This window comes from Actinoplanes sp. URMC 104, from assembly GCF_051386375.1.
Classification (GTDB): Bacteria; Actinomycetota; Actinomycetes; order Mycobacteriales; family Micromonosporaceae; genus Actinoplanes.
Window position 1 is genome coordinate 2,489,676 of the sequence record NZ_JBPQTO010000002.1, and the last position, 16,530, is coordinate 2,506,205.

A 16,530-nucleotide genomic window follows, 5' to 3' on the forward strand; every position below is an offset into this window, starting at 1 on the left:
CGTTTTTGTCGGTCGCACGCGGTACCTTCTCCGCCGTGAGCAGAACGTTCCAGGTCGATCTGCGCGGCATCGTCGACCTCCTGAGCCACCACCTCTACGCGAGCCCGCGGGTCTACGTCCGCGAGCTGCTGCAGAACGCGGTCGACGCGATCACCGCCGCCGGCGTCCCGGGCCGCGTCTCGCTCGTCACGGGCGACGGCGTGCTGCGCGTGACCGACGACGGCATCGGCCTCACCGAGGCTCAGGTGCACGAGCTGCTCGCCACGATCGGCCGCAGCTCCAAGCGCGACGAGCTGGGCTTCGCCCGGCACGAGTTCCTCGGCCAGTTCGGCATCGGCCTGCTCTCCTGCTTCCTGGTGGCCGACGAGATCCGGGTGCACACCCGGCGCGCCGGCGCCGAGCCGGTGTTGTGGACGGGCTACTCCGACGGGCGCTACGAGGTGGGCCCCGGCGACGACCGCGAGCCGGGCACGACCGTCACCCTGCTGCCGCGCCACGGCTGCGAGCACCTCCTTTCCCGTACGACGGTGCGCGAGCTCGCCGGGCTCTACGGCTCGCTGCTCCCGGTGCACGTCGAGGTCGACGACGACCCGGTCACCACGGGCACGCTTCCGTGGCAGGGCGGCGACCTCACGGCGTACGCGCAGGAGGTCTTCGGTTTCCGCCCGCTCGACGTCGTGCCGCTCGACGTGCCGGTGGCTGGGCTGACCGGCGCCGCGTTCGTGCTGCCCACCGCGGTCAACCCGGCGACCCGCGGCGGTCATCGCGTCTACCTCAAGAGGATGCTGCTGGCCGAGAGCGTCGAGGGGCTGCTGCCCGAGTGGGCGTTCTTCGCCCGGTGCGTGGTCGACAGCACCGAGCTGCGGCCGACCGCGAGCCGCGAGGCGCTCTACGACGACGGCCTGCTCGCCGAAACCCGCGAGGCGATCGCCGACCAGCTGCGCGGCTGGATGGTGCGGCTGGCCACGACCGACCCGCGGCGGCTCGGCGAGTTCCTGGCCATCCACCACCTCGGCGTCAAGGCGCTCGCCCTGCACGACGACGAGATGCTGCGGCTGGTCGAGCAGTGGGTCCCCATCGAGACGAATGTGGGACACATGACGCTCGCCGAGTTCCGTGAGCAGCACGGCATGCTGCGCTACGCGGCAGGTCACGACGAGTTCCGCCAGATCGCGTCGATCGCGGCCGCGCAGGACCTGGGCGTCATCAACGGCGGCATCGTCTACAACGCCGACATCGTCGAGCGTCTGGCCACTGTGGATTCCACCGCACGCGCCGAGCGGATCGAGCCGGCCGACGTGGCGGCGCGCTTCTCGGCCGTCGACACCGAGACCGAGCTGCAGTTGCGCCCGTTCCTCGCGGCCGCCCAGCGTCGCCTCGACCGGCTCGGCTGCGAGGTCGTGGTCCGCGGCTTCGACCCGGCGACCGTCCCGGCCCTCTATCTTGTGAGCCGGGCGGCCGCCTTCAACGAGCAGCTCACCACGGGCCGCGACGCCGCCGACGACCTGTGGGGCGGCGTGCTCGACGCGCTTTCGCGCGCGACGACGGCCGAGCGCCCGCAGCTGGTGCTCAACCACCGCAACGCCCTGGTCCGCCGGGTCACCACCATCGGCGACCCCGAGCTCGCCGGCCTGGCCGTCGAGTCGCTCTACGGCCAGGCGCTCATGCTCGGGCAGCATCCGATCCGCCCGGCCGACGCCGCGCTGCTCACCAGTTCGTTTCTCGGCCTGCTCGACCGGGCCGTCCCGGGGGAGGGCCGATGAGGACCGCAGACGAGCTGTGGGACCTGCTCCAGCAGGCGCGCGCGATGCCGCACGGCGCGGCCCAGATCGCGCTGGTCGAGCAGGTGTTGCGGCACGCCGACACGGCCGGTGACCCGCAGCTGGCCTTCACCGCGCGGCTGCTGGCGACCAACGCGTACACGTACGGCGGCGAGCCGGCCAAGGCGTTCGTCAGCTTCGCCTGGGCGCTCAACGACTTCGACCGCAATCCCGGGCCGCACCACGCCCGCGGCAAGCACACGCTGCTGTGGCACTTCAAGACCATGGTCAGCGCGATGACCGACTTCCCCGAGATCCCGCTCGACCGCACCTACGCGGTGCTCGACGACATGGAGCGGCGCTACCGCGAGGACGGCCACAGCCTGCAGGCGGTCTACAAGCACCGCTACCTGGTGGCCGCCCACGTCGGCGCGCCCGAGACCGACGAGTGGTTCGCCCGCTGGCAGGCCGCGCCCCGCGACGACCTGTCCGACTGCATCGGCTGCGACCCGTCCTCGGTCGCGCACTACTACAACGACCGCGGGCGCTACGCCGACGTGATCACCACCGCCGAGCCGGTGCTCGCCGGGGAGCTCAACTGCACCGAGCAGCCGCAGGGCATCCTGCACGAGCTGATGACGGCCTACCTGCACATCGGTCGGCTCGCCGACGCTGCCGACGCGCACCGCCGGTCCTACCGCCTCGAGCGCGGCAACCTGGCCGACCTGTGGAACCTCGGCACCCACGTGGCGTTCTGCGCGCGCACCGGCAACGAGCACCGCGGGCTCGAGATCCTCCAGCGGCACGTCGACTGGCTCGACAAGGCGCCGTCCCCCGCCGCCGACATGCACTTCGCGGCGGACGCGGCCATGCTGCTGCGCCGGCTCACCGAGCTCGGCCACGGCGACACGGTGATCCACCGCCGCGAGCACGGCGACAGCACCGCCGCCGACCTGGCGGCCGAGCTGTCCGCCCGGGCGGTCGCGCTGGCCCGGCGGTTCGACGAGCGCAACGGCACCGACCACCAGAGCCGGATCATCGCCGACGAGCTCGCCGCCGAGCCCTACGGGGTGAAGCTGGCGCTCTCCCCGACCGCCCGCATCGCGGCGCCCGCCCCGGCCGCCGACCCCACTCCCGCTCCCGCACCGCCCGCTCTCGAGGTCCCGGCCGGAGCCGGCCCTGCCGAGCTGCTCGATCTGGCCCAGCAGCAATACCGCGCCGACCGCGACGCGGAGCTGGCCGCGGTGCTCGATGCTCTCGACGCCCGCTTTCCCCGGCTCGACGACCCGCTGCTCGCCGGCCGCCGCGAGCTGATGGCCGGCAACCGGCTGCGCACGGCCGCTCACGCCCGGGCGAACGGGGCCGGGCGTGACCTGATGCGCGAGCACTCGGCGCGGGCGCTCGAGCTGTTCGCCGAGGCCGGCGCGGCGGGGGAGCTGAGCGCGCTGCGCGCCCGGATGGCTGTGGACGACCTCTACGAGGGCGGCGAGCCCGACGAGGAGCCGATCCGCGCCGACGTCGCCTTCCAGGAGGAGCACGGCGGCGCGTTCGAGCGGGGCAGCGCGTGGACCAGGCTGGCCATCGCGCATCTGCGGGCCGGCCGGCTCGACGAGGCGACCGAGGCGTGCGAGCGCGCCGGCGCATACGCGCAGGAGGTCGGCGACGAGCGGACGATCGCCCTGCACTCGTTGTTGCTGGCCCGCGTCGGCTTCGCCACGCACCGTCACGACGAGGCCGTGGCGGCGGCGCGCACGGCGTTCGGGTTCTACCGCACGCACGGTCCCGCCCGGCGGATCGCCGAGGCCGGCACGATGCTCGGCCACGTCACCGGCGACCCGGCCGAGAAGGTCGAGGCGTTCGGCGCGGTGCTCGCGACCGGCGTCCCCGACCAGGCGCTCGCGGTGCGGGTGGGCCGGGGGAACGCGCTGCTTCAGCTGGACCGCGCCGACGAGGCGATCCCCGACCTGGTCGAGGCCGTGGCGTTGTGCGCCGAGGCCGGCCACGAGCTGGGCGGCGCCCACGCCCGCGGTGATCTGGCGCACGCCTATCGCGAGGCCGGGCGCCCGGTCGAGGCCGCGGAGGTGCTCGAGGAGGCGCTCGCGCGCTTCGAGCGGCTGGGCGAGGACGACGCGGCCGACAACGCGCGCTTCCAGCTGGCGGGGCTCTACCGCGAGCTCGGCGATCCCGACGGTGCTCTCGCGCTCTACCGCACCCTGATCGAGCGGCTGGCGGACGATCCGCACGGTCGCGGGCAGACCGCCGAGGAGGCCGCGGGCCTGCTCTACGACCTCGACCGCGACGCCGAGGCGGCCGACACGTTCGAGGCCGCCGCCTCGGCGCTGCACGAGGCCGGCGACCTGATCGGCGAGCTGCGCGCGCTGCGCCGCGGCGCGATCGCCCTGCACTACGCCGACCAGCCCGAGCGGGGCGTCGACACCATCCGGCTCATCGGCGAGCGGTTCGACGCGCTGCCGGCCGAGCTCGCCGCCGAGCCCAACGCGATCTTCCAGCGGGCGATGACCGCCTTCGCGGCCCACAACCTGTTGATGCCGCGCGGGCGCTACGCCGAGGTGCTGCCCCATCTGCGCGGCGCGCCCGAGCAGCTGCGGGGGATCGGCGCGACCGAGCAGGCCGACACCCTCGAGGGAATGCTGGGCGAGGCTCTGCTGCGTTCGGGCGCGGCGGCCGAAGCCGAGGCACTGCTGCGCGCGTTACTCGATCGGCTGCCCGGGGATGCTTCGCACCGTGAGATCGCCGCCGCTCTGCACGAGGAGGCTCTGGCCGCCGTGGAGGGCCGCACCACATCCTGAACGCCCGTTAAGGCAAGGGCTTGACAGAGGGTTAGAGTGACCACGTGACAACGGTTGATCAGCAGCAGCGCCAGGGCCCGCCCGCGCCCCGGCGGCGGTCGCGCCGCGACGAGATCCTCGAGATCGCGGTCGGCCTCTTCGCGGCCCGGGGCTATCACGGTGTGTCGATGGACGACATCGGCTCGGCCGCGGGGGTCACCGGACCGGCGCTCTACCACCACTTCGCCGGCAAGGAGGCGATGCTGGTGGCCGCGCTGATCCCGGTGAGCGAGGGCCTGCTGCACGGCGGCAAGGCCCGCGTCGCCCAGCACCCCGAGAACGCCAGCGCCGCGCTCGCCGACCTGATCGACTTCCACGTCGAGTTCGCCCTGGCCAACCCGGCCGTCATCGCCCTGCACCTGCACGAGCTCGACCGGCTGCCCGAGGAGCCGCGCCGCCAGATCCGCCGCCTGCAGCGCCTCTATGTCGAGGAGTGGGTGGGTGTGCTGGCCATGCTGCGCCCCGAGCTCGACGCGGCCGAGGCGCGGGTGCTCGCCCACTCGGCGTTCGGCCTGATGAACTCCACTCCCTTTCTCGGCGGCGAGGTCGACCGCCGCCGTCGCGCCGCGCTGTTGCGCGAGGCCACGATGCACGCCCTGACCGGGCGGTAGGAGAAAAGCCCCACAAGGGCTGACACGAAAAGAGAAGGTCAACGATGATCGACTCGCTGCTCATCGCCAACCGTGGCGAGATCGCCCGCCGGATCATCCGCACCGCACGGAGGCTGGGCGTCCGCACGATCGCCGTGCACTCCGAGGCGGACCAGGGGATGCCGTTCGTGCTGGAGGCGGACGAAGCGGTCCTGCTGGGCCCGCCGCAGAGCTACCGCGACGCGGACGCCATCCTGGCCGCGGCGAGGACCACGGGCGCGCGAGCCATCCATCCCGGCTACGGCTTCCTGAGCGAGAATGCCGGCTTCGCCCGCCGCGTCGAGGAGGAGGGGCTGATCTGGGTCGGCCCCGGCGCCGACGCGATCGCCGCGATGGGCGACAAGATCAAGGCACGCAACCTGATGGCGGCCGCCGGTGTTCCGGTCGCGCCCGGCACCGAGGACCCGGTCGCCGGCGTCGACGCGGCGCTCGAGGCGGTCGCCGGCATCGGCTATCCGGTGATGGTCAAGGCGGCCGCGGGCGGTGGCGGCATGGGCATGGCCGTCGCGAACGACGAGGCCGCGCTGCGCACCGAGGTCGAGAAGGTGCGTGCCTTCGCCGAGCGCATGTTCGGCAGTGGCGACGTGCTGCTGGAGCGCTACTTTCCGCGGGTGCGCCACGTCGAGGTGCAGATCCTCGGCCTCGCCGACGGTCGCGTGATCGCCCTGTCCGAGCGGGAGTGCTCGGTGCAGCGCCGCAACCAGAAGCTGGTGGAGGAGGCGCCCAGCCCTGCCGTCACGCCCGAGCTGCGCGAACGGTTCCTGGCCGCCGCGGTGAAGGCGGGTGAGGCCGTCGGCTACCGCAACGCCGGCACCGTCGAGTGCCTGCTCGATCCGGCCACCGGCGACTTCTTCTTCCTCGAGATGAACACCCGCCTGCAGGTCGAGCACCCGATCACCGAGATGATCCACGGCATCGACCTGGTCGAGCAGCAGCTGCGCATCGCCGCCGGCCTCGACGTCGAGGTGCCGGAGCGGACCAGCGGCCACGCCATCGAGCTGCGGATCAACGCCGAGGACCCGAAACGCTTCCTGCCCGGCCCCGGCACGATCACCACCTGGGTCGAGCCGACCGGTGCGGACGTCCGGGTCGACTCCGGCTACGCCGAGGGCACCACGGTCGGCATGGCGTACGACTCGCTGATGGCCAAGCTGATCGTCCACGGCGCCGACCGCGGCGACGCGATCGCCAAGGCCCGCGCGGCGGTCGCCGGTTTCGCGATCGCGGGGCCGAAGAACAACCTGCCGTTCTTCGCCGAGCTGCTCGAGAACGACGAGTTCCTCTCGGGCGACTACGACACCGGCATCGTCTCCCGGATGAGGTGAACCGATGACGTCCGTGAGCATCCGCGAGGTCGCTCCCCGCGACGGCCTGCAGAACGAGGAACCCATCCCCACCGACGCCAAGGTGCGCCTGATCGACGCGCTGAGCGAGACCGGGGTGCGGCGGATCGAGGCGGTCTCGTTCGTCCACCCCCGGGCCATCCCGCAGATGGCCGATGCCGACGAGGTGTGGGCCCGGGTCCACCGGCACCCCGGCATCCGCTACTCGGCGCTGATCCCGAACACCCGCGGCGCGCAGCGGGCGCTGGCCGCCGGCTTCCGCGAGATCGAGGTCGTGGTGTCCGCATCGGACACTCACAACCGGCGCAACCTCAACCGGTCGACCGCGGAGTCGCTCGACGACATCGCCTCGCTGATCCCGCTGATCCACGAGGCCGGCGCGACCGTCGAGGTGATCGTCGCGACAAGCTTCGGATGCCCGTTCGAGGGCGACGTCGACCCCGCCCGGGTGGCGGCGCTGGTGGAACGCGTGCGTGCCGACGGCGCGGACCGGATCGCCTTCGGTGACACGACCGGCATGGCGACGCCGCGCCGCGTCAGGGATCTGCTGTCGGCCGTACGCCCCGATCTGCTGCATTTCCACAACACCCGGGGCACGGGCCTGGCGAACATCCTGACCGCGCTGGAGCTGGGGATCACCGAGTTCGACGCGAGCGTCGGCGGAATCGGCGGTTGCCCGTACGCGCCGGGCGCCTCGGGCAACGTGGCCACCGAGGAGGTCGTCCACATGCTGCACGACATGGGCATCGACACCGGAATCGACCTCGACCGCCTGATCTCCACCGCCGAGATGGCCGAGAAGCTGCTCGGCCGCACACTTCCCTCCGGTGTTCTGCGCGCCGGACCGCGCACCAGGCTGGTGTGATTCCCTGCGCGATCATTTTTCCTATTCGCCCGCGTGACCGGTCCCCCCTCGTTTCGTTACCAATACCGAGTAGCCGATATCGCCGATTCGGGCGGTATCCGCTACCGGTTCAGCCGACACGACGAGGGGCGGATCATGGTGGGACTGGGGGTCGAGCGCACACAGTGCGCGGCGCACCCGGTGCCGTCGAAGCCGCCCGCCGGCGCGACCACGCCCTTGCCGCCTCACATCCAGGGGGCGGAGCGGCAGTCGGAGCGCCGCGCGCGACACACCGGAGCCCGGTGGGGTCTGCGCGTGCTCGTCGTCGGTGGCCTGGCCGGTGCGGCGTGGCTGCTCACCGGCGCTGCCGCCCAGGCGGCGGAGCGGGCCGACGGGCCGGACGGCTCGTTGCTCGGTTCCGTCATGGGCGCCGACGTCACCTCGCCGGTCACCGGCCTCCTGCAGGCGGCCGCCCAGCCGCTGGAGATCAGCCGACCGGCGTACCACGACCATGACATGGTCGCCGACATCCTCGACGTCCCCCGGCAGGTGCTCCACCGCCCGGCGGCGACGTTCGACGAGATCGTCGACGACCCGGCCTGGATCACGTCGGACACCTACGACGGTGCCGACGAGATCCCGGACGAGGTGGCCGCTCCCCACCGCCCCACCGGCGGAAAGACGGCCCACCAGCGTCTCGCCGCGGTGACGGACGCCGTCGCCGACGCCGAGCCGCCATCCGGCGAGACGCCGCAGCTCGCGGCGGACGAGCCGGTCACGCTCCCGCAGCCGCTCGTTCCGGACGAGCAACCCGAGCAGCGGAAGCACACGGCCCTGCCTGCCCCGGCCGCCGGCCATCGCGCCGCGTCCCCGGTCAAGCACCGCAAGGCCTCCTCCGCGTCGTCCGCCCACCGGCACCGCCACGACACCGCTCACGCGGTGAACGCGAAGCCTGAGACGGCGCAGGAGGAAAGCACCCCCGGTGGTGACGGACCTGCCGCGCCCCTGCGGCTGCACCTCGGGGACGTCAGCGGCACCCCGGCGAACGCGCCGGGACCCTCGATGGAAGGCGGCTCCGCGGCCTTCCTGCCGGCCGCGATCGCGAACAGCACGATGGCTCGCCACGTGCCGGCGATCGCGTCCGATGTCGACGTCCGGCGGCACGACGCCGAGGCGCCGACCGTCTCGCCCGACTGAGTGATGGCGCCCGGCGGTCCGCCCGGCCGCCGGTGAACCGGCCGGCACCGGCTTCGGTGTCCGCGTCCTTCATCGATTCCCCAACCGCTTGCGAACAAGCGGCGAATCACCGACGCCTGGAATTCACTCGCACCGCATCGCGGCGCCCGAGGGCGCACGTCGACAGGCGGGGTCAGGGCACAACAAATCGAGCCAGGGCACCGCTGCGCCCGAATGCATTTCCGTGATGCCTCAATTGAATAAGCAACACCATTCTGCCGAACATTTCGAAGGGCATTTCTTTCCTCATGAAGACTTGGGTTCGTAAGACTCTGAGCGTGGGCGTCCTGGCCGCCGGCGCCCTGCTGTTCGCCCCGGGCGCCGCGAACGCCGACGTCCGTCAGACCACCGGCAGCAACGTCGGCATCCTGAACGGCACGCAGATCGCCGTTCCGGTGCAGGTCCCGGTCAACGTCGTCGGCAACTCGCTCGGCATCCTCGGCGTGGCCGACGCCCGCGGCGTCGGGGTCAACCACACCGAGAGCGGCCGTCGCAACGGCGGGCAGGCCACCGGGCAGAACGTCGGGATCCTGAACGGCACCCAGGCGTACCTGCCGGTCAGCGTTCCGGTGAACGTGGTCGGCAACGCCGCCGCGGTCGGTGGCCTGGCCAGCGCCTCCGGCGCGGGCGTCAACCGCACCGAGAGCACCAGCCACCGCCGGCACGACCGGGACGGCTGGGACCGGGACGGCCGCCAGTTCACCGGCTCGAACTTCGGCATCGGCAACGGCACCCAGATCTACGCGCCGGTCGACGTGCCGATCAACGTCTGCGGCAACTCGCTGTCGATCCTCGGGTTCAGCTCGGCCAACGCCGTCTGCGCCAACAACGTCTTCGGTGACCGGGGCGGCCGGCGCCACTTCCGCGAGAGCGGCTGGGACCACCGTGGTGGCTCGCAGGTCACCGGCTCCAACTTCGGCGTCGGCAACGGCACCCAGCTGTACGCGCCGATCAGCCTGCCGCTGAACCTGGCCGGCAACTCGGCCTCGGTGCTCGGCGTCTCGCAGAGCCGCGCGGTCGCCGTCAACGAGTCGACCCGTGACGACGACGACTTCACCCAGGCCACCGGCAGCAACGTCGGCATCCTGAACGGCACCCAGGTCGGCGTGCCGATCAACGTGCCGGTCAACGTCTGCGGCAACTCGCTGGGCATCCTCGGCGCCGCGCAGTCCGTTGCCGGTTGCGCGAACGGCGACCTCGGTCGTGACCGTGGCCGCAGCTGGGACAACGACGACTTCGACGGCGACCACGGCCGCCCGGGTCACTTCCACGGCGACGACGATGACGACTTCGCCGGCGTGAAGGACGACGACGACTACAAGGGTGACGGCGGCGTCAAGGACGACAACGACGGCTACGGCGACGGCGACGTCAAGGACGACAACGACGGTTACGGCGACGTCCAGGACGACGCGGGCGAGGAGCCGGCCGACACCGACGACGGCTACGGCGACGTGCAGGACGACGCGGTCGGTTCGCACAGCAAGAGCAAGGGCGGCCGCGCGACCGAGGCCTCCCCGATCTCGGGCCTGACCCAGACCGTCGGCGGCCTGGGCCTGCTGAACACCCTCCGCTGAAGCTCGCTCTCCCACGGGGGTTAGCGAAAGACCGGGTCGCACCGGTCCCGGGTGCGGCTCGAACGACGCCAGGAGGCGTCGGGTAACAAGCCGGTGTCCCTCCACGACGCCGGTTCGCAGGAAAACGGACGGGAGTCTCCGCGACGGCGGAGGCTCCCGTCCGTCGTTGCCGTGCGCTTATCGGATGAGATAACCTAACGCTCGTTAAGCTTGAACGAGCGTTCAGGTCATCCGGGAGGCGATGTGGCGATCGACGACGAGGCGCTCGCGCAGGTGCGCAAGCGGGTGCTGGCCGGCGGCGCCGAGCGCTACCACGCCGCGAACGCCGCGAAGGGCAAGCTGTTCGCCCGCGAGCGGATCGCGCTGCTGGTCGACGAGGGCAGCTTCGTCGAGGACGGCCTCTATGCCAACAGCCTCGCCGACGGGCTGCCCGCCGACGGTGTCGTCACCGGGGTCGCGCGCGTCGACGGCCGCGAGGTCTGCCTGATGGCGAACGACTCGACGGTCAAGGCCGGCTCCTGGGGCGCCCGCACGGTCGAGAAGATCATCCGCATCATCGAGCGCGCGGTGCAGTACGGCGTGCCGATGGTCTATCTGGTCGACTCGGCCGGCGCCCGCATCACCGACCAGGTCGACCTGTTCCCCGGCCGCCGTGGCGCCGGCAAGATCTTCCACACGCAGGTCAAGGCGTCCGGCGCCATTCCGCAGGCGTGTGCGCTTTTCGGCCCGTCGGCGGCCGGTGGGGCGTACATCCCGGCCTTCTGCGACATCGTCGCGATGGTCGACGGCAACGCGAGCATGTATCTGGGCTCCGACCGGATGGTCGAGATGGTCACCGGCGAGAAGACGACGCTCGAGGCGATGGGTGGCGCGCGGGTGCACTGCGCCGAGTCCGGCGTCGGCCACTTCCTGTGCAAGACCGAGCAGGACGCGCTCGACACCGTGAAGGCGTACCTGTCCTATCTGCCGTCGAACTGGGAGCAGCGGCCGCCCGCCGCGGAGGCCAAGGACTCGCCGGGCACCGACCTGGGCGCGCTGGTCCCGGCCAGCGAGCGGCAGGCGTTCGACATGCGGCGCTACGTGAAGGGCCTGGTCGACGCCGGCTCGTTCCTCGAGATCCAGGCCCTCTGGGCGAAGGAGCTCACGATCGGCTTCGCCCGGCTCGACGGCGAGGTCCTCGGCGTCGTGGGCAACAACTCGATGTTCAAGGGCGGCGTGCTGTTTCCCGACTCCGCCGACAAGGCGTCGCGGTTCGTGCAGCTCTGCGACGCGTTCAACATCCCGCTGCTGTTCCTCTGCGACGTGCCCGGCTTCATGGTCGGGTCGGCCGTCGAGAAGCAGGGCATCATCCGGCACGGCGCCAAGATGATCACCGCGATCTCCGAGGCCACGGTGCCCAAGATCTGCGTGGTGGTCCGCAAGGCGTACGGCGCCGGTCTGTACGCCATGGCCGGGCCCGGCTTCGACCCGGACGCCACGATCGCGCTGCCCACCGCCAAGATCGCGGTGATGGGGGCGGAGGCGGCGGTCAACGCGGTCTACGCCAACAAGATCGCCGCGCTGGACAGCGACGAGGAGCGTGCCGCGTTCGTCGCCGAGCGCCGCGCCGCGTACGAGCAGGACATCGACATCATGCGGCTGGCCAGTGAGCTGGTCGTGGACACCGTCGTCGAGCCGGGCGACCTGCGCGACGAACTCATCCGCCGCTACCGCGCCGCCCGTGGCAAGGAGCGCGGCTTCGCCCGGCGCCGCCACGGCGTCACGCCCGTCTGACAGGAGCACAACCATGGTCGACTTCCGGCTCGACGAGGAGCAGGAGGCGCTGCGCGTCACCGTGCGGGACTTCGCCCGCGAGCAGGTCGCGCCGGTGATCGCCGAGCACTACGAGCGCAAGACCTTCCCGTACGACGTGATCCGCCAGATGGGGAAGATGGGCCTGTTCGGCCTGCCGTTCCCCGAGGAGGTCGGCGGCATGGGCGGCGACTACTTCGCGCTGTGCATCGCGCTCGAGGAACTGGCCAGAGTGGACAGCTCGGTGGCGGTGACCCTCGAGGCCGCCGTCTCGCTCGGCGCCATGCCGATCTACCGCTTCGGCACCGCGGAGCAGAAGGAGCGGTGGCTGCCCCGGCTCACCTCCGGCGAGGCGCTGGCCGGGTTCGGCCTCACCGAGCCCGGCACCGGCTCCGACGCGGCCGGCACGACGACGCGCGCGGTCTACGACGAGGCCACGGACGAGTGGGTCATCAACGGGACCAAGGCGTTCATCACCAACTCCGGCACCGACATCACCTGCCTGGTCACGGTCATGGCGGTCACCGGCGCCAACCCGGACGGTTCCAAGGAGCTGTCCACGATCATCGTGCCCTCGGGGACGCCGGGCTTCACCGTGGCGCCGGGCTACTCCAAGGTCGGCTGGTGCGCCTCGGACACCCACGAGCTCTCCTTCGACGACGTACGGGTCCCCGCCGCCAACCTGCTCGGCACGCGCGGCCGCGGGTTCGCCCAGTTCCTGCGCATCCTCGACGAGGGGCGGATCGCGATCGCGGCGCTCTCGGTCGGGCTCGCCCAGGGCTGCGTCGACGAGTCGGTCCAGTACGCGAAGCAGCGCGAGGCTTTCGGCCGGCCGATCGGCAACTACCAAGCCGTCCAGTTCATGATCGCCGACATGGAGATGCGGGCGCACACCGCGCGGCTCGGCTACTACGACGCCGCGGCGCGCATGCTGGCCGGCGAGGACTTCAAGCGGTACGCGGCGATCGCCAAGCTGAACGCCAGCAACGCGGCCATGGAGAACAGCCGCTGGGCCACCCAGGTGCACGGCGGGTACGGCTTCATGAACGAGTCGGCGGTCGGCCGCTTCTACCGCGACGCCAAGATCCTCGAGGTCGGCGAGGGCACGTCCGAGGTGCAGCGCATGCTGATCGCCCGGGGGCTCGGCCTCTGAGTCCGCTTTCCGACAAGATCCGATCTCTGGTCGCGGGCCGCCTGAACCCACCCTAAGTTCAGGTGTCATGGGGGGTTTCGACGCCGAGCTGCGCCGTCAGCGGCTGCGCGCCAAGCTCACCCAGGAGGAGCTGGCAAGCCGGGCAGCCGTCGGCGTGCGCACGGTCCGCGACCTGGAGCGCGGCCGCTCGTCCCGTCCGCAGCGCACGACGGTCGAGCTGCTCGCCGCCGCGCTCGGGCTGGCCGGCGCCGACCGGGAGGCGTTCCTGGCGGCGGCCCGCGGCCAGGCAGGCGAGGACGCCCTGCCGCCCACAGGCTTTCAGCGGGTGCTGCCCACCGGCACGCTGATCGGCCGCGACGACGACCTCGCCGAGATGACCGCCCAGCTCACCGCGCCCGACGGTCCGCGCGGCATCACGCTGGTCGGCATCGCCGGCGTCGGCAAGACAAGCCTCGGGTTCCTGGCCGCGCACCGGGTAGGCGCGGCCTATCCGGGCGGCGTGGCCGGCATCGTGGTCACCGACAACTGCACGGTCGGCGAGATGCTCGGCAGCATCTCCGCGGAGTTCGGGGTGGGCCGGCCCGACGACCTGCCCGCGCGCTTCGCCGGCCGGTCCGCGCTCGTGTTCGTCGACGCCGTCGAACGGTCCGCCGACGCCACCGCCGAGATGCTCACCCACCTGCTCGAACGGCTACCGGCGCTGCGGTTCCTCGCCACCGGCCGGCACCCGATCGGCCTGCCCGCCGAGCGGGTCTGGCCGCTTGCTCCGCTGACCGCGCCGCCGCCCGGCACCCCGGACACGCTCGCGGAGGTGGCGGCGTACCCCGCGGCGAGGCTCTTTCTGGAACGCCTCGGCCAGGTGCGCCACGCCGAGCCGCAGTCCGACGAGATCGCGTCGCTCGCCCCGCTGGTCCGCCGGCTCGGCGGGCTGCCGCTCGCGCTGGAGCTGGCGGCCGCGCGGGGCCGGGTGCTCACCGTTCCCGAGATCCTCGACCGGTACGGCGACCGGGTGCTCGACCTCGACCGGCCCGGCTCGCGGGAGCCGCTGGTCTCGCTGCGCGACGCGGTGGCGGCCAGCTACTACCTGCTCGGCGCGGGCGAGCAGCGGGCGCTGCGCCGGCTCGCGATGTTCCGCTACCGCTGGTCGATCGGCCTCGCCGAGCAGCTGATCGACGACCCCGGCGCCGACGTCGTGCACCTGCTCGACCGCCTGCTGGAGCTGGGCCTGCTCAGCGTCCGCGGGCACCGTACGTTCCGGTTCCGGCTGCTCGACGTGGTGCGCGACTACGCCGCCGAGCGCGCCGCCGCCGAGGGCGAGCTGGACGAGGGCCGCCGGCGGCACGCGCAGGTGCTCGCCGACTTCGCCGAGCAGGTCTGGCCCGACCTCACCGGCACCCGGCTGGCCGAGGCCGCGAGCCGGCTCGACGACGTGGCCGGCGACTTCGGCACCGCGCTGGCGTACGCCGCGGGCGAGGACCCGCACACCGCCCTGCGGATCGCCGCGGCGCTGCCCCGCTGGTGGCGCTTCCGCGGGCGCGACGTCACCGGACGGCAGTGGCTGCGCCGGCTGCTCGACGACCCCCGTACGGCCGACGCCGACCCGGCCACCCGCGCATGGGCCCGCATCGGCCTGGCCCAGCTCGCCCGCGAGCACGGCGCGGGCGGCGAGGAGATCGGCTCGGCGACCGCGGCGCTGGCCGAGTTCGAACGGCTCGACGTGGTCGCGGGCCAGCTCACCGCGCACGCGCAGCTTGCCGCCCTGTGGATGAGCGTCGGCGACTACACACGGGCCCGCGCGCACGGCGAGGCGGCGCTCGTGCTCGCCCGCCGCGGCGGCCAGGCCCGCGACATGGCCGTCGCCGAGAACAACCTGGTGTGGCACGAGATCCGCCAGGGCGACCTGCCGGCCGCGCGACGCCGGCTCGCCGCGGTGGACGAGCTGGCCGGGCGCTGCGGGGAACAGCGGTTGCGGGCGCTGGCGCTGGCGAACCTGGCCGAGGTGGCGCGGCTCGACGGGCAGCCCGAGGAGGCCGTGCGGCTGGGCCGGGCGGCGATGACGGAGCTGGCCGAGCTGGGTGACCCCGGGCACCGGAGGCGGCTGCTCGCGACCATCGGGCTGGCGCTGACCGAGGCGGGCCGGGTGGACGAGGCGGTCGTCGTGCGCGACCAGTTGCGGCCCGGCGACAACGACCCGCCCGACGGGCCCGCGGCGGTGGTCGAGGGAGCGGTCGCCCTGCATCGGGGCGAGCCGAAGCGGGCGGCCGAGGCGTTCGCGCGGGCTGCCGAGGCGTACGAGGGCGACCACGATCCGCGCGACGTCGTGGAGGCATTGGTGGGGCTGATCGTCAGCACGCCCGACCCGGACGAGCGCGAGGCGGCGGTGCGGCGGCTGGACGACATGTGCCGCTCGGACGGGCTGACCCTGCTGCCGCGCGAGCGTGAACGGCTCGGGACGATCTGAGACGGCCTGTCGCTCGAGGGGTCCTGGCCGGGCGTGGACGGCCGGCGTTGCGTGCCCCCCACGCGCCGACCGTCGCAACGCCCCAACCAGTTACGCGGCGAGAACGAAGCTCCCCCGTCAAAGCCCCGCCGTCGCCTCGGTCGCGCCGCATCCCCCTGCGCGGATCACAGTAGCCGCGCCACGAACCGAAACGCGGGAGATTTGTCCGTTTGGACCGCCGCGTCGGCCGGTTCTGCCGGTAGTTCTGCCGGTTTCCACAAGATCTTCCGGCGGTGCCGGTCACGGTCCGCTTTGTGGCGGCTTCGTCGGGTGGCTCGCTTTTCCGGCGCTGTCCCGGTCTCGGCCGGGCGGGCTCGCTTCGGGCGGGCTGGTCAGGCGGCCGGGCGTTCGTCGGCGCTGCCGGCGGTCGCGCACGGGTTGACCGCGTCGCGGATCTTGCGGAGCGACCCGAGCAGGCCGTCGAGCTCGGCCGGGTCGAGCTGGCCGATGAACCACTGCTGCAGCAGCTCGAGGTGCCCGGGGAGGACGTCGTCGAGCCGGCGGCGGCCGGCGTCGGTGATCACGGCGTACGAGCTGCGGCGGTCGGTCGGACACGCCTCGCGGCGCACCAGCCCGTCGCGGTCCATGCGGTCGACCACGCGCGTGACGCCGCTTGTCGACAGCGACGTCTGCCCGGCGAGGTCGGTCATGCGCAGCCGCCGCCCGGGGGAGCGGGCCAGGCGCATGAGCACCTCGAACTCGACCGCGGAGAGGCGGTGTTCCTCGAACTGGGCGGCGAAGCGGGCGGTCAGTCCGGTGTACGCCTCGGCGAACAGGCCGATGGCGGTGAAGCGGGGGTCGTTCAGGTCCGTACTCACGGGGCCAGT

General features: G+C 72.7%; 11 protein-coding genes. 10 read left to right on the plus strand and 1 reads right to left on the minus strand.

Features of this window, described 5'->3' with window-relative positions:
- Positions 1 to 35: 35 nt before the first annotated feature.
- The 10 genes from ACSNN8_RS12615 (at position 36) to ACSNN8_RS12660 (ending at position 15,664) form a co-directional block, all read left to right on the plus strand.
- Positions 36 to 1,763: an HSP90 family protein gene (locus ACSNN8_RS12615; RefSeq protein ID WP_436648987.1), complete on the plus strand. Its 1,728-nt coding sequence runs from the start codon at positions 36 to 38 to the stop codon at positions 1,761 to 1,763.
- A complete protein-coding gene (locus ACSNN8_RS12620; protein WP_436648989.1) occupies positions 1,760 to 4,570 on the plus strand; it encodes a tetratricopeptide repeat protein in 2,811 nt (936 codons plus the stop codon). Before ACSNN8_RS12615 ends, ACSNN8_RS12620 begins: the two co-directional genes overlap by 4 nt.
- 44 nt (positions 4,571 to 4,614) lie before the next feature.
- The gene (locus ACSNN8_RS12625) at positions 4,615 to 5,220 is read left to right on the plus strand and encodes a TetR/AcrR family transcriptional regulator (RefSeq protein ID WP_436648990.1); all 606 of its coding nucleotides are present in this window, start codon (positions 4,615 to 4,617) and stop codon (positions 5,218 to 5,220) included.
- Positions 5,221 to 5,264: 44 nt separating this feature from the next.
- A complete protein-coding gene (locus ACSNN8_RS12630; RefSeq protein WP_436648991.1) occupies positions 5,265 to 6,584 on the plus strand; it encodes an acetyl-CoA carboxylase biotin carboxylase subunit in 1,320 nt (439 codons plus the stop codon).
- Positions 6,585 to 6,588: 4 nt separating this feature from the next.
- The gene (locus ACSNN8_RS12635; protein WP_436648993.1) at positions 6,589 to 7,467 is read left to right on the plus strand and encodes a hydroxymethylglutaryl-CoA lyase; all 879 of its coding nucleotides are present in this window, start codon (positions 6,589 to 6,591) and stop codon (positions 7,465 to 7,467) included.
- Positions 7,468 to 7,761: 294 nt separating this feature from the next.
- Positions 7,762 to 8,643 (plus strand): hypothetical protein, encoded by an 882-nt coding sequence (locus tag ACSNN8_RS12640; RefSeq protein ID WP_436648995.1) that lies wholly within the window; start codon positions 7,762 to 7,764, stop codon positions 8,641 to 8,643.
- A 317-nt stretch (positions 8,644 to 8,960) separates the two neighbouring features.
- Positions 8,961 to 10,259, plus strand: a complete 1,299-nt coding sequence (locus tag ACSNN8_RS12645) for a chaplin family protein (protein ID WP_436648997.1) — start codon at positions 8,961 to 8,963, stop codon at positions 10,257 to 10,259.
- 243 nt (positions 10,260 to 10,502) lie between these two features.
- Positions 10,503 to 12,032 (plus strand): acyl-CoA carboxylase subunit beta, encoded by a 1,530-nt coding sequence (locus tag ACSNN8_RS12650; protein ID WP_436648998.1) that lies wholly within the window; start codon positions 10,503 to 10,505, stop codon positions 12,030 to 12,032.
- A gap of 13 nt (positions 12,033 to 12,045) precedes the next feature.
- Positions 12,046 to 13,203, plus strand: coding sequence for an acyl-CoA dehydrogenase family protein (locus ACSNN8_RS12655; protein ID WP_436649000.1), 1,158 nt, complete (start codon positions 12,046 to 12,048; stop codon positions 13,201 to 13,203).
- A 67-nt stretch (positions 13,204 to 13,270) separates the two neighbouring features.
- Positions 13,271 to 15,664, plus strand: a complete 2,394-nt coding sequence (locus ACSNN8_RS12660) for an ATP-binding protein (RefSeq protein ID WP_436649002.1) — start codon at positions 13,271 to 13,273, stop codon at positions 15,662 to 15,664.
- Positions 15,665 to 16,035: 371 nt separating this feature from the next.
- Here the strand turns inward: ACSNN8_RS12660 and ACSNN8_RS12665 are convergent, their stop codons facing one another.
- Entirely contained in the window at positions 16,036 to 16,521 is a 486-nt protein-coding gene (locus ACSNN8_RS12665; protein WP_436649004.1) for a MarR family winged helix-turn-helix transcriptional regulator, read from the minus strand.
- Between the last annotated feature and the right edge of the window lie 9 nt (positions 16,522 to 16,530).